This window comes from [Mycoplasma] gypis, assembly GCF_016924775.1.
Taxonomy (GTDB): domain Bacteria; phylum Bacillota_I; class Bacilli_A; order Mycoplasmatales; family Metamycoplasmataceae; genus Metamycoplasma; species Metamycoplasma gypis.
In genome coordinates, this window is sequence record NZ_JAFFTD010000001.1 from 91624 (window position 1) to 106563 (window position 14940).

General features: G+C 29.2%; 14 protein-coding genes and 1 tRNA gene. 14 read left to right on the top strand and 1 reads right to left on the bottom strand.

The genetic code is table 4. The features are described from left to right. Positions 1-51: 51 nt before the first annotated feature. Positions 52-666: a tRNA (guanosine(46)-N7)-methyltransferase TrmB gene (gene trmB / locus JV175_RS00415; protein ID WP_205498229.1), complete on the top strand. Its 615-nt coding sequence runs from the start codon at positions 52-54 to the stop codon at positions 664-666. A 106-nt stretch (positions 667-772) separates the two neighbouring features. After that, entirely contained in the window at positions 773-3382 is a 2610-nt protein-coding gene (gyrA, locus tag JV175_RS00420) for a DNA gyrase subunit A (RefSeq protein ID WP_205498231.1), read from the top strand. 141 nt (positions 3383-3523) lie between these two features. On the opposite strand, the gene JV175_RS00425 is transcribed toward gyrA, so the two are convergent. Then, positions 3524-4732, bottom strand: coding sequence for a phosphoglycerate kinase (locus JV175_RS00425; RefSeq protein ID WP_205498233.1), 1209 nt, complete (start codon positions 4730-4732; stop codon positions 3524-3526). A gap of 94 nt (positions 4733-4826) precedes the next feature. On the opposite strand from JV175_RS00425, the gene JV175_RS00430 reads away from it, so the two are divergent. The 12 genes from JV175_RS00430 (at position 4827) to rplI (ending at position 14904) form a co-directional block, all read left to right on the top strand. Continuing rightward, the gene (locus JV175_RS00430; protein WP_205498235.1) at positions 4827-5228 is read left to right on the top strand and encodes a hypothetical protein; all 402 of its coding nucleotides are present in this window, start codon (positions 4827-4829) and stop codon (positions 5226-5228) included. Between the two features lies 1 nt (position 5229). After that, positions 5230-5808: a DNA integrity scanning protein DisA nucleotide-binding domain protein gene (locus JV175_RS00435; RefSeq protein WP_205498237.1), complete on the top strand. Its 579-nt coding sequence runs from the start codon at positions 5230-5232 to the stop codon at positions 5806-5808. Between the two features lie 19 nt (positions 5809-5827). After that, positions 5828-7372 (top strand): magnesium transporter, encoded by a 1545-nt coding sequence (gene mgtE, locus JV175_RS00440; RefSeq protein WP_205498239.1) that lies wholly within the window; start codon positions 5828-5830, stop codon positions 7370-7372. A gap of 137 nt (positions 7373-7509) precedes the next feature. Further along, positions 7510-7600, top strand: a tRNA-Ser gene (locus JV175_RS00445). Positions 7601-7666: 66 nt separating this feature from the next. Continuing rightward, the gene (locus tag JV175_RS04265) at positions 7667-9175 is read left to right on the top strand and encodes a phospholipase D-like domain-containing protein (protein ID WP_205498241.1); all 1509 of its coding nucleotides are present in this window, start codon (positions 7667-7669) and stop codon (positions 9173-9175) included. A gap of 152 nt (positions 9176-9327) precedes the next feature. Then, complete coding sequence (locus JV175_RS00455) at positions 9328-10509, top strand: acetate/propionate family kinase (protein ID WP_205498243.1); 1182 nt, start codon at positions 9328-9330, stop codon at positions 10507-10509. A gap of 124 nt (positions 10510-10633) precedes the next feature. Next, positions 10634-11047 carry a 30S ribosomal protein S6 gene (gene rpsF / locus JV175_RS00460; RefSeq protein WP_205498245.1) on the top strand — a complete coding sequence of 138 codons (414 nt, stop codon included), beginning with the start codon at positions 10634-10636 and terminating at the stop codon, positions 11045-11047. Positions 11048-11077: 30 nt separating this feature from the next. After that, on the top strand, positions 11078-11590 hold the full coding sequence (locus tag JV175_RS00465; protein ID WP_205498247.1) for a single-stranded DNA-binding protein: 513 nt from the start codon (positions 11078-11080) through the stop codon (positions 11588-11590). A gap of 13 nt (positions 11591-11603) precedes the next feature. Next, complete coding sequence (gene rpsR / locus JV175_RS00470) at positions 11604-11855, top strand: 30S ribosomal protein S18 (protein ID WP_205498249.1); 252 nt, start codon at positions 11604-11606, stop codon at positions 11853-11855. A gap of 53 nt (positions 11856-11908) precedes the next feature. Continuing rightward, a complete protein-coding gene (gene yihA, locus JV175_RS00475; RefSeq protein ID WP_205498250.1) occupies positions 11909-12460 on the top strand; it encodes a ribosome biogenesis GTP-binding protein YihA/YsxC in 552 nt (183 codons plus the stop codon). Positions 12461-12491: 31 nt separating this feature from the next. Beyond that, positions 12492-14486 carry a GGDEF domain-containing protein gene (locus JV175_RS00480; RefSeq protein WP_205498253.1) on the top strand — a complete coding sequence of 665 codons (1995 nt, stop codon included), beginning with the start codon at positions 12492-12494 and terminating at the stop codon, positions 14484-14486. Then, entirely contained in the window at positions 14467-14904 is a 438-nt protein-coding gene (rplI, locus tag JV175_RS00485) for a 50S ribosomal protein L9 (protein WP_205498255.1), read from the top strand. The genes JV175_RS00480 and rplI overlap by 20 nt, the downstream gene beginning before the upstream one ends. Positions 14905-14940: the final 36 nt, after the last annotated feature.

Here is a 14940-nt window from a genome sequence, read left to right on the forward strand (position 1 = left end):
CTCATTGTAAAAAAGTTTAGTTCTTGTTTTAATTTGCTAAAATTAATTTCTATGAGACTAAAATTTAACAAGGATGCATCTGGATTAATTGATAATTCAGATTTTAAAATAAAAAATTTTCCAATTAAACTAAAAAATACAACATATTTAGAGATTGGAATGGGTAAGGGAAAAATGATTAGCGAGATGGCTAAACAAAATCCTGACATTGACTTTATTGGTTGTGAAAAATACCCAACTGTTGCTTTAAAAGCACTCAAAAAGATTGAAAAAGATGAAATTTCAAACCTAAAACTTTTAATTGAAGATGCTAATAATATTAATGAATTATTCGCGGATAAAGTTGATAGAATTTATTTAACTTTTTCAGATCCATGACCTAAAAAAAGACACGCAAAAAGAAGATTATTACACCGTAATTTTCTTTTAAAATTCCGTGAAATCTTAAAAGAAGATGGAATTTTAATATTTAAAACAGATAATGATGGTTTATTCGATTTTGCTCTTGAAGAAATTGCAGATATGGGTTGAAAACTAGATTTCATGACAAGAGATTTGCATAATTCAGTTAAACAAAAAAACAATATTATGACTGAGTATGAAGAAAAATGATCTACACAGGGCAAAAATATCAACTATCTTGAATTATCTTTTAAAAGAAGCTAACTTAAGTTAGTTTTTTTATTTTTTAAATTAAAAGACATATATCTATTAAATAGATATATCAAACTTATAATGTATAATTTTATTATTAACATATTAAGGAGTTTGTATGGCTTTTGATGACAAAAAGAATTTTGACGAAGATGATAAATACTACGTTGAAGAAGAAGAAATAAAAACAGTCTTTGAAGATGAAAAGGTAGTTGAAGAAGATGAAGAAGAAATACCGCCCCAAGAAAAAGAAGGTTACATTGTAAAACCAACTCTGCTTGAAGAAGAAAAAGACGGACTAACACCAGTAAACTTAGTAAAAGAAATGAAAACCGCTTTTATTGAGTATGCGATGAGTGTTATTGTGTCTCGGGCACTTCCTGATGCGAAGGATGGACTAAAACCAGTTCACCGTCGTATTCTTTATGGTATGTCAGAATTAGGTATGTATTACAATCAACCACATAAAAAATCAGCGAGAATTGTCGGGGATGTTTTAGGTAAGTATCACCCACATGGTGATTCTTCTGTTTATGAAGCAATGGTGCGGATGGCACAAGACTTTTCACTTCGTTACCCACTAATTGATGGACATGGAAACTTTGGATCAATTGATGGTGATGAAGCCGCTGCTATGCGTTATACCGAAGCAAGAATGTCTAAAATTGCTTCCTTAATGGTTGAAAGCATTAAAAAGAACACAGTTGATTTTATTGATAACTATGACGCAACCGAAAAAGAACCGGTTGTACTTCCAGCAAGATTTCCAAATCTTTTAGTTTCTGGTTCAAGTGGTATTGCTGTTGGTATGGCAACAAATATTCCGCCTCATAATTTAAGTGATGTAATTAATGCATCGATAGCTTTAGCTTCAAATCCTGAAATTTCAATTGATGAATTAATTGAAATTGTTCAAGCACCAGATTTTCCAACTGGTGGTATTCTATTTGATAAAAAAAGTGTTGTTAACGCGTATAAAACAGGACGTGGAAGCGTTACAATCCGTTCAAAAAGTCACATCGAAAGATTTGCTAATGGAAAAAGTAAAATTATTGTTAATGAAATTCCTTATGCAATCAAAAAGACTGACATAATTGAAAAAATTTCACAAATTGTTAAAGAAAAACGTATTGAAGGTATTAACGAGGTAAGGGACGAATCTAACCGTGAAGGAATTAGAATTGTTATTGATATTAAAAAAGGTTTCGAACCAGAAATTGTTTTAAATACTCTTTACAAATTAACTCAGTTACAATCAAGATTTTCAATCAATACAATTGCTTTGGTTAATAACGAACCTAAAACTCTTAATTTAAAAGAATCTTTACAAGTTTATATTGACCACCAAAAAGACGTTGTAACAAGAAGATTACGTTTTGACCTTGAAAAAGATGAACAACGTGCTCACATACTTGAAGGTTTAAAAATAGCTGTTGAAAATATTGATGAAGTTATCGAAATAATTAAAAAATCTAAGACTGATACTGAAGCTCAAGAAAAATTGGCTTTAAGATTTAATCTTGATGAACTTCAAACTAAAGCTATTGTTGAAATGCGTCTAGGGCGTTTAACTGGTTTAGCAATTGAAAAAATGAATGAAGAATTATTGCTTCTTCAAGAAAGAATTGCAAATTATAAAGCAATATTAGCAAGTGAAGAAAAATTAATTGAATTAATTATTGAAGAATTAAGAGAAATTAAAGAACAATACGGAGATTCACGTCGCAGTGAAATTCGTTGAGATTTAGCTGCTTCAATTGACGATGAAGATTTAATTCCAGAAAAAGAAATTGTTATTACATATTCAGCAAATAACTACATTCGTCGTACTGATTTAGATGAATATCGTGAACAAAGACGTGGGGGTATGGGTTCAAACGCAGCCAAAACATACTCAGATGATAGTGTTGAAAATATTATTGTAACCAAAACACATACTGACCTATTAATCTTTAGTTCAAAAGGTAAGGTTTATCGTTTAAGAGGACATGAAATTCCAGCTACATCAAAAAATGCCAAAGGAACACCAATTATTAACATTCTTCCAACAATGGATAAAGATGAAAACATTAAAGAAATCATTTGAACAGACGAAGAATATACAGATGAACAATACTTATTAACTGCTTCAAAAAATGGTATTTTAAAGAGAACACCTCTTTCTGAATATAAATTAATTAATCGTAATGGTAAAAAAGCCCTTCAACTTCGTGAAGGTGATGAATTAATTAGCGCAATGATTGTTAGTGATAATGATGAAATTTTTGTCGCTGCTTCAAATAATAAAATTAATCGTTTTGATATCAGTGAAATTCGTTCAATGTCAAGAACCGCAGCCGGAGTTATTGGGATTAAACTTGATGAAGGAAGTAAAGTGGTTTCAGTTTCGTCTTCAAGCCAAGGACATATGATTTTTTCACTAGGTTCTGAAGGTTATGGAAAAATGTCAAGTGTTGAAGATTTTAGAAAAACTTCAAGAAACGCAAAAGGGGTTATGGCTCTAAATGCTGATAAATCTGGTGAATTGGTTTATGCTGCAGCAGTTAATGGAAATGAAGATTTAATTATTATGACAAAAGAAGGAATTGCAATAAGATTCAACTTACAACAAGTTGCGATTTCAGGAAGAAATACAAAAGGTGTCAAATTAATTAATCTTAAGTCAAACAAAGACACAATCGTTGGTGTTGCAAAAATCCACCAATTAAATGAAAATAAAGAAAATTAGCACAAATGTTTGTCATTAAAAAACAACAATGTTATAATTATTACAGCACTAGGGAATTTTTAATTCCTTTATCATGAGTTTCATTCTAGTGCCGTTTTACAAATACAAATAAAGCAACTCCGAGGAGTTGCTTTTTATTTGTTATTTATTTTCAATACATTCATAACCTGGTAACGAAGCATCTTGAACAAATTCAAGGCTAGCTCCCCCACCGGTTGAAATGAAACTAAATTTACTTACTAGTTGTAATTTTTTGATTGCTGCTACTGAATCTCCCCCACCAACTACTGAAAAACAGTCATTATTTTGGGAAATAGCTGTTGCAATAGCTTTTGTTCCTATTGCGAAATTATCAAATTCTGTTACTCCTAAAGGTCCATTTCAAAAGATTGATTTAGCTTCTTTAATGTATGAAGAAAACAGTTCAACTGTTTGAGAACCAATATCCATTCCATCATCGTCACTTTCAATTGTTTTTGATGCATAAGTTTTATAAACAGGTTTAATGTCTGCAAATTCTTTTGACATTGCACTATCTACTGGTAAAACAATTTTATCTGCATATTTAGTAAGCATTTGGCTTGCTAATTGTAAGTAGTCATTTTCAACAAGTGACTGACCAACCTCATGTCCTTGTGATTTTAGGAATGTATAAGCCATTGCTCCACCGATTAAAACATGATCAGAAATTCCAAGTAATTTTTCTAGTACTTGAATTTTGTCACTAATTTTTGCTCCACCAATAATTGAAACAAAAGGTTTTGGTGGGTTATTTTTAATTCTGTCAAGGTTTTGAATTTCTTTAGCCATTAAAAATCCAAGACAACTTTCTTTAATGTTTGAAGCGATTCCAACATTTGAAGCATGGCTACGGTGAGAAGTTCCAAAGGCGTCATTAACAAAAACATCAGCAAGAGAAGCTCAGAATTTAGCTAATTCTGGGTTGTTTTTTGATTCAGCTTTGTCATTTAAATCTTCAAAACGAGTATTCTCTAAAAATAATACTTCACCTTTTTGGAGGTTTTTTACAGCATCTAAAACTTCTTGTCCTTGGGTTTTGTTAACAAAAATAACTTTGTTTTTTATGTGTTTTTGTAGTTCTTGGGCAACGATTTTTAAAGATTTAGTTCCTAAGTCCTGAGGTTGTTTAATTCTTCCTAAATGTGAAAGAAGAATCAGTTTAACATTTTTTTCTAAAAGGTAGTTAATGGTTGGCAATGCTGCTAAAATTCTTGTATCATCAGCAATGCTTTGTTGATTGTTTTGATCCATTTTAATTGGCACATTAAAATCAACTCTGGCAATAACAACTTTATTATCAAAATTAATGTCAGTTAAAGTTTTTTTCATGTTGTCTCCTTGTTTTTTATTATAAGCATAAATGCTAAAATAATTTATAATATTACTATTATAAAGATTACTTTATATTTTAAGGAGATAAAAAATGGCTCAAAAAATGCGTGATAATCGTCAGTCAAATAATACTGAATCAAGACTTTCAAGACAAATTCAAGAATTTATGGATTTTGCTAAGCGACCAAAATACCATAATTATTCAGAAGAAGCATTAAAAGATATTTTTCAACAACTTATCTGAATGTCTGAAGTTGATAGAAAACTTTATAACAAAACACAAGAAAATAAATTGCGTCAAAGTGAGCAAAATAAAAAAACAGCTTCAAAAGAAATTGAATATCCAAAATGAAGCCAAGATCCTAAATCAATCAAAATTAAAGAGCCATCACTGGAAAAAAGACTTTGAATTCTTGCTGGTTTTATCATATTTGTTTTAGCGATCGTTTTTATCATTTTGGGTTTAACTCTTTGAGCACCGAAAGTAAATTAAAATGAACTCAAAAATTATTTATGTTATTTTAATATTTGTTATTTTAATTTTTGCCTTAATTTCAGCTCATTATGTTTTTAACTTTTTTAAATCAATAAACAAAATTGGTAAAAGTCGTAAAAAAGTGTCTAAAAGTTCAAAAATTCGTTTAATTCACCAGTTAAAAGAAAGCTTAGAATTTTTATCAAAAACTAAAACTGGTGCGATTATCACAATTGAAATGAACGAAAAACTTGACAGTTTAAGAACTGACGGAGTTATCATTGATGCCAATATCTCTTCTTCATTAATTATTTCAATTTTCAATAAACATACTCCATTACATGATGGGGCGATTATTATTCGTGATAATAAAATTTTATATGCTGCAACATATTACAAAATCACCAAAAAATCTATCGATAACCGTTATGGGGCAAGACATCGTGCAGCATTAGGTATTAGTGAAATTTCAGATTCTGTAACTTTAGTCGTTTCTGAAGAAAGCGGAAATATTACTTTAGCAAGAAACGGCTCACTAACTACTATTGCTAATGAACAATTGCAAGAATCATTAGTAAATATTTTCAAAGATTATTAGAATTTTAAGGAGGATCATTATGGAAGATATTTTGACTTTAAAGCAACTGAAAAATGCTTTGCAATATAAAAATGTTCACCTTGTTAGAACATTTGTTGATGAGACTCCCAACGCCAATATTGCTGATATCATTGAGCAATTAACACCTTATGAAAGAATTTTTTTCTTTAGAATTATTAACCCAAAGGATAGTGGGGAAATTTTTTCATATCTTGAAAGTGAAATTCAAGAAAGCATTATTTCAGCGTTTACCAACGAAGAACTAGAAGCAATTTTAGATGATTTATATCTTGATGACATTGTTGATATGATTGGGGAAATGCCTGATAATATTGCTAAAAAAATTCTTCAAAACGTTAAAAACACTGAAGACAGAGCTAAAATCAATAAATTATTAAAATACAATGAAGATGTTGTTGGTTCAGTCATGTCAGTGGAATTTATTCGTTTAAATGAAAACATTAGCTGTTCAAAAGCTATTGAAGAAATTCGGAAAAAACGTGAAGAATCAGAGTTGGTTCATTACTATATCGTTTTAGATGACGAAAATAAATTACAAGGGGTTACAACACTGGAAAACATTGTCTTTGTCAATAGCCGCAAAAACACAAAAATTTTTGAAGTAACCGAAGCAATTGCTAGTGTATCAGTCAACGATAAAAAAGAAACAGCGGCGCGTATATTCGCTGAGCAAGATATGTCTATTCTTCCTGTTGTTAATGAAAAAAATTATGTTATTGGGATTATTACCTCCGATGATGTAATTGATGTTTTGGAAGAAGAAGCTACTGAAGATATCTATAAAATGGCTGGTATTAACTCAGAAGTAGAAATTTCGTATCATGACACAAGTATCGTTAAAAAAATTGTTAAATCACGGATTTTCTGATTAATTATTCTAATGGTTGGTTCAACTCTTTCACAATTAATTATTCAGCTGTTCCAAGATAAAGTTGATGCAAGTCCCTACTTTTTAAGTGCCGCAGTTTCTAGTGCCATCGTAGTTTCAATGGTCCCTGTTATTTCGGGTACTGCCGGAAATGCAGGTTCACAAGCTGCAACAACCGTAACAAGAGCAATCGCCTTGGGGGAAGTTAAAAACAGCAGGTGGAGAATAATTGGAATTGAAATGAAATCAGGATTAATAATTGCATCGATTTTATTTATTATTAATTTTGTTCGTTTAGTTTTATATTTCACTGCGACAGGTGACTTAATTCATGATGCTTCACACAGTGAAAAAATAGAAGCGGCCAAAAGACTAATTGAAGCTAAGGGTGAAATCGCCACACAAGCAAACATTGATTTATATATTCAAGAACACGTAGTGTCAAGACAAGTTGGAATTACAATGATGTGTCTTGTATCAAGTTTTGCAATGTTTATAGCTGTTGTTTTTGCAAAATGTGTTGGTTCTGTTGTGCCTTTACTTGCGGCTAAACTAAAAAAAGATCCCGCAGTTATGTCAAGTCCAATTCTTGCAACTGTAACTGATGCAACATCAACAATTATCTTCTTTAGTTTTGCAATGCTATTTTTCTGAATGTTAAATATTGTTCATTAAACATCTTTATTTGAGATGTTTTTTTATTTATTTTTTTAAAAACTCGAAAATAAAACAATTATTTATATTTATAAAAATGCAATTAGGGAAATATTTTCATTTTCCGAGGATTTGTTGTATAATATTAACACTAATTTGGGTTGGTACTCAAGAGGCCGAAGAGGCGGTCCTGCTAAGACTGTAGGGGAAGAAATTCCCGCGGAGGTTCGAATCCTCTCCAGCCCGCCATTTTTTTATTACCTTTTTTCGCTTATTTTTCATTGTTAATAATTTAAAATGTTACAATTTTTCTATATGAAAAAAAGACGCTATAAATTATTTTTTTATTACCTTTTATTATTAGTTTTATTATTTTTAATCTCTTATGTTGTTTACATAATTGTAATTAACTCAAATAATAAGCTTTTATTTTTTACATTAATATCAATTTATTTTGTTAACTTAATTTTTAACATTATTATTTTCGTTCAAGATCGTCCTTCAGAAAGCAAACAAAGCTGACAAATTATTTTCGTTTTGATTCCTCTTGTGGGACATATTTTGTATATTATCTTTGGCCAAAAATACTGAAACGTAATGGAAATCAATGAATATAAGCATGAAATTAAAGAAAATCTTAGTCTTGAACAATATGACTTTGATTTTAAGAAAATTAAGGGTTATAAAAAATTGCGTTCTTTAGCAGTGATGAACCAAAAAAATATTCAACCTTCACAAATTATTACTTATGATAATGGATTTTATTTTTTTAAAGAATTATTTAAAAAAATAAAATCAGCTAAAAAATTTATTTTTATTCAAACTTACATTATCAAGCCAGGGGAAATATTTAATCAATTAAAAAATATTTTGATTTCGAAAGCACATCAAAGTGTTGAAATTAAAATATTGGTTGATGATTTCGGTTCTTGAGACTTACCAAGAGATACTTTTAAAGAATTAAGGGAAAATGGTATAAAAATTGAAAGAGTTGAGAAAATACCGTTCCCATTTATTACTGGAACCTCTAACTATCGTACTCACAGAAAGTATGTAATTATTGACGGAGAGACTGTTTTAACGGGCGGATGTAATATTAGTGACGAGTATGCTAATTTTTCAACTAAATACGGAGTTTGACAAGATTCAAATATCGAAATAATAGGTCCTAATATTGACTATTACACAAAACTATTTGCTTATGATTGATTAAAAAATACTGGTGAAAAAATTAACTATCTTTCTAATTATCTAAAGTTATATCCCAAAGATATAAACTTTGAAAATGCAATTATTTCAATTGAAGATGGTCCTGCTTGTGATTATCCATTCCTTGAATCAACAATGATAAAAATGTTCTATGAAGCAAAGAAAACTATTAAATTTGCAACACCTTATTTTGTACCTAGTCATCGTTTTTTAATGACTTTAAAAGATGTACTATCGCAAGGAATTGAAGTAACAATTTATATTCCAGGTTTGTGAGATAAAAGTTATGTTTATTATTCAACAATTTCTCACTTAAAACCATTCATAAAGTACGGACTAAAGGTAAAAGTTGTTCAAAATTCATTTTTACACTCAAAAATTGCTTTAATCGATGATGAATTAGCTTATTTAGGAACATTAAACCTTGATAACAGAAGTTTCTATTCTCAATTCGAAATAACTAATTTTTATATTGGTGAAGCAGTTAATGATATAAAACATTTATTTGCTAAATATGATTCATTACATGATAAAAAAACTTTTAATAAATTAATTAACAAAAAAACCAACATTATTAAAAGATACGCATTCAAAATAATTGAACCTGTATTTTAAAACCAAAACCTGTTAATGGGTTTTGGTTTTTTAACACAAAAAAAGATTAAAAAACCAATATTTCCAAATTGGTAATTAAAAATAAACTATAATTAATATGAAATACAAAATGTATTTCCAATATAGTTTTTTATTTTAAAGAGGTTAAATTTATGGATAAAAAAATCCTAGTTATAAATGCAGGATCATCATCAATGAAATGATCATTATTCTTAGAATCAAATCTTGAACTAATCGCAAGTGGATTAGCTGAAAGAATCGGTTTAGACGGAAATTTAGTATGTAAATTCAAAGGTCAAAAATACGAAAAAAAAGTGGGTATGAAAGACCACGAAGAAGCCGTTAGAGAAGTGTTAAGTCAATGACAAGAAAACAGTATCATTGAATCAATTGACGAAATTAAAGTTGTTGGATTTAGAGTTGTTAATGCAGGTCCTGAATTAATGAAATCAACAATTGTTGATGAAGAAGTTATCAAAACAATTGAAAAATACATTAAATTAGCACCGCTTCACAACCCAGGGGCAATTCAAGCAATTAAAGCATTTGATAAATTATTACCAGACGCAAAAAAAACAATGAATGTTGACACTGGATTCCACTCAACAATTCCTGAAATAAACTACAGATATGCAATTAATCGTGAAATTGCTGATAAATATTTAATTAGAAAATATGGTTTCCACGGTATTAGTCACCGTTATATTACATTAAAATTACAAGAAATTTTAGGAAAAGAAAAGGTAAATTTTGTTAACCTTCACTTAGGGAACGGTTCAAGTTTATGTGCTGTTAAAGACTCACAATCAATTGATACATCAATGGGATTCACTCCTCTTTCAGGAGTTATGATGGGTACAAGAAGTGGAGATGTTGACCCATCAATTATTGCTTATTTAGCACAAGAAATGAACATAACAGCAAAAGAAGCAACAGAAATTCTTAACAAAAAATCAGGTCTTTTAGGAATAAGTGGCATTTCAAGTGACATGCGTGATTTAGGTTCAAAACAATTATTTGATAAAAATGCTCGTTTTGCATTAGATTTATTTGCACAAAAATCTGCAGATTACTTAGCTTTATATTTAAATAAAATTGCTAATAAACCAGATGCAATCGTCTTTACAGCTGGAATCGGTGAAAATGACCCTATTACACGTCAAAATATTATCAATAGAATACACTCATACAATGTAAAATTATCTGAAGCTAATACCCAAAAATTTGATGAATGAGCTTTAATTAGTTCACCAGATAGTGAAATTCCTGTATACGCAATTAGAACAAATGAAGAGTTAATGATTGCTACAGATGCAAAAAATTTAACCAAGTAAATACAAAATATCGCTTTTAGGCTATAATTTTATAGTTATTTATATATATAAAGTTAAAAAAATAACAATCAAGGTAGATACTCCTTGATCAATTTGATCCAAATTTAAGTCCAAAAGGAGAACAATGGCAAAATATGAAATTATGCTAATTTTAAGTTCTACTGCTAACGAATCAGTTGCAACAGATTTATTAAAAGATGTTTTTGCACAAAAAGCTGACGTTAAAAAATTAGAAGAAACACAATTAGCTTACCCAATCAAAAAACAAACAACTGCACAATACTTTTTAGTTAACCTAGAAGCAGCTGCTGAAGAAGTTAAAGAATTCGGACGTCGTGCTAACTTAGTTAAAGAAGTTCTAAGAACTTTAGTAATTAACTTAGATACAGAAAAAGCACTACAAAGAAAAGAAAAAAATAACAGATTTAAAAAGAATGCTAAAGCTAGAAAATCTGACAGAAAACCACAACAAAGAGACGGACAAACAAGAGAATACAAACCACGTAAAGAATACAAAGCTGAAAAAGACGCTGAGTAATTTGTCTATCTTAAAAATTAAGGAATAAAAATGAATAAAGTAATTTTAGTCGGAAGAATCACAGATTTACCTACTGCAGGTACAACTTCAAATCAAACTGAGTATTCAAGATTTACATTAGCAGTTGATAGAAGAGCTTATGGACAAAACCAGCCATTAACTGATTTTATTCCATGTGTTGCTTGAAGAAATAACGCAAATTTTATTAATAAATTTTTAACTAAAGGATCATTGTTATTAGTTGAAGGTTCACTGCAAGTGTCTCGTTCATTATACAATGGTGCAAGTGTTTTAAATTATTCAGTAAATGTTGAAAATATTCAGTCATTAGAATCAAAAGAAGTTACTGAATCACGTCGTAATAAAAATGCAAACATGACTTCTAATTCTAATGCAGGAATTAATATTCCGCCAGTAAATCAAAATTCAAAAAACCTTAATTCTAAAACAAATCAAGAATTTTCAGAATCAGAAATCACTGAAGTTAGCTCACCTAATTCATCAGGTGATTGAGACAACATCTTTGATGATTTTGAAATTTAATTAAAGGAGAAATATGGCAAGAGTAGTTTCAAAAAAACCTTTTGTGCGTCGTCGTCCATGTCAATTCTGTTTATCAGATCACAAATACATCGATTACAAAGATAAAGAAACATTAGAAAAATTTGTAAATCAACATGGAAAAATTCTTTCATCACGTATCACAGGAACATGTGCACGTCACCAAAGAAATCTAGCAACAGCAATCAAAAGAGCAAGAATTGTTGCTCTACTACCTTTCATTGGTAATAAAATCAACAAAAAATAATATTTAAAAGGTCTGAAAAAGACCTTTTTTTAATGTAAAACGAAAGGAATATTATGTGAACTTTTATAAAAAGCGCCGATAAAAAAGACTCATGATATCAACATAATCAAAAAGAAATCGCATTTTGAGGACGTTCAAACGTTGGAAAGTCTTCCCTTTTAAATGCATTGGCGAATCAAAAAATCGCAAAAGTATCATCAACACCAGGTCGAACAAGATTATTAAATTATTTCCAAAGTGACAAAGGAACTGTTATTGTGGATTTACCAGGTTATGGATATGCAAAAATGTCAGTAAAAGAACAAGCATATATTGGAAATATGATCGGAACTTATTTGCAACAAAATAAAAATTTAGATACACTTTGCATTTTAATTGATTCAAAAATTGGAATCACCCCTATTGATTCAGAAATGATTGATTTTTGTATGTCGCTTAATTTAAAAGTTGACTTAATTTTTACAAAAAGTGATAAAGCAAACCAATCGCAAATGCATCGCACAAAGGCTGATTTAAAAAATTTATATAACAATATTGAATCAACTTTTGTAAGTTCAAAAACACGAAAAAATATCGATAAAATAATAGAAAAGTATAACATTTAGTTAATTTATTAATGTTATATAATTTTAATATATGAAAAATTGAATAAATCACCCAAGAAAAGACAAGCATTTATGATTTGGAATTATCTTTTTATTTGTAATTCCTTTTATTTTGTTTTTCATTTTTTTGGGCTTATACATTAATTACCCAAGCTTTGAAAAAAGCGCAAAAATTCTTATTTCTGTTCTTTCAGCTGTAATGATTTTTTCGGTAATATATCTTGTTTGATATATTCATACTATTATCAAGAATAATACAATTATTAAAAATACTTTAAATTACCACGTTGAAAACGAAGTGGGTAAAGAAGGTATTGGAATTATTATTTTTAACGATAAGTTAAAAATTATTTGAATTTCAAAATTTATTCGCCAAAGATTTGGAGAAACAATTATTTCCAAAAATTTACGTAATTATTTTGATATTAGTAACTGAGATGATTATGATAATAAACATGAATTTCGTTATGGTGATTTTGTTTATGATGTTAATTTAAATCTGGGTAAAAATGTTTTATTATTAAGGGATATCACTTTACTACAAAATACATCAAGATTATACGAAAATGAAAAAACTGTTTTTGGAGAAATTGAAATTGATAGTATGCAATTGTATCAATCAATTTATTCTGAAGAAGAAATATTCAAAATTTATAATAGTGTTGTTGATGTTTTAGATGACCTTAGCAAGAAATATAATTTTATCTACCGTCGTTATTTAAATACAAGTTTTTTTATCATCACAACTGAAGAATCACTAAAAAAATTAGTGAGTCTTAATTTTAAAGATTTAACACAAATTAAAAGTAATTTAATAGGCGATAAACAGGTTAAAGTTCCAATTTCTGCTGGTTTCGCTAGTGGAGAAGATACCTTAGAACAATTAAGCCAAAAAGCCAAAGAAGCTTTAAGCCAATCTCAATCAAGGGGTGGTGACCAAATTACAGTTATTTATAAAAATTATAATGCCCAACATTTTGGTTCAACATCAGAAATAGCTTTTAGCACTAATAGAACTAAAATTTCTTATATTACAAAACTGTTTATTAATAAGCTTCAATCTAATTCAATTTCGAAAGTGATTGTTTATGGTCATAAATTAGCTGACCTTGATGCAATTGGTTCGGCTTATGCAATCGCCAAAATTGCGAAATATTATAAAAAAGAAGTTTTTATTCAAAATAAAACTTTTGATCAGACTGGACAAAAATCAGTCAATACTTATTTAAGTAAAAAAAATATTTTTATTTCACCAAAACAAGCGACAAAACTTAACGATGATAAAACATTAGTTGTTGTTGTAGACTGCGTTGAAAATGATCGAGTAGAGAATCCAAATGCATTCAAAAACATCAGCCCTGAAAATATTTTTATTTTTGATCACCACAGAATTTCTAAAACTCCAGAAGACGTCCTGAAACAAAATATATATGTTGATACAGGTGCTTCAAGTGCTTCAGAAATTATTACTGAGTTGATAATGTTTTCAAATAATTCAAAAGCCATATCAAAAGAAGCTGCTCAAATGCTTCTTGACGGTATCTATATGGATACAAATCGTTTCTTAAAAACAACTTCTTCGAAAACATTTTTAGCAGCAAGTTTTTTAGAAAGTCTCGGTGCTTCAAGTGCAATAAGTATTGAAACTTTAAAAATGGATGAAAGTGTCCATGAAATTGTTTCAAACATCTTGCAAAATCTTCAAGAAGTTAAGCCTGGATATTTCCTAGCAACTTATGATAAAGAAGCAGAAAGTGACGTTGTCGCAATCGCGGCTGAAGAAATTTTAAGAATTCAAGGCCGTAAAGCAGCGTTTGTTATCGCAAAAGTTCCCGGACAAAATCGTTATAAATTGAGTGCAAGAGGTATTGATACAAACGTTCAAATCATTGCTGAGGCTGTTAATGGTGGTGGACACTTCGGAGCAGCAGCGGCAATAAGTGATGAAAAAGAACCAATCAACATTTTTGTTGATAACATAATCCAAGCAATAGTGAGTGTAAAAGATGAAAGTAATTATAATTAAACCTTACCAAAAATATAAAGTAAACGAAATAATCGAAGCAAAAGATGGATTTGCTAAAAACTTTTTAATTAAAAATGGTTATGCACAACCAGTTAATAGTGCAACTTTAAAAAATCGTGAAAGAGTACTTGAAAACTTAGCTGAAAACGAACAACAAAGAATTTATGAAGCTAACCTTTTAAAAGCTGAAATTGAAAAAGTACAACTAAATTTCGAATTAAAAGTACACAACGAAACAGTACATGGTTCAATTACTACTAAAGCAATTGAAAAAGAATTATCAAAATTTAATATTAAACTACCTGAACACAGTTTAGAATCAATAAAAATTTCAACATTAGGAAATCATGGTGTAGCAATTAAATTACACCCAAGTGTTAAGGCGTTTTTAAAAGTTAAAATCACTGAAGCAAAATAATAATTTTTGCTTTTTAATAAAAAATGTTTTCAAGGA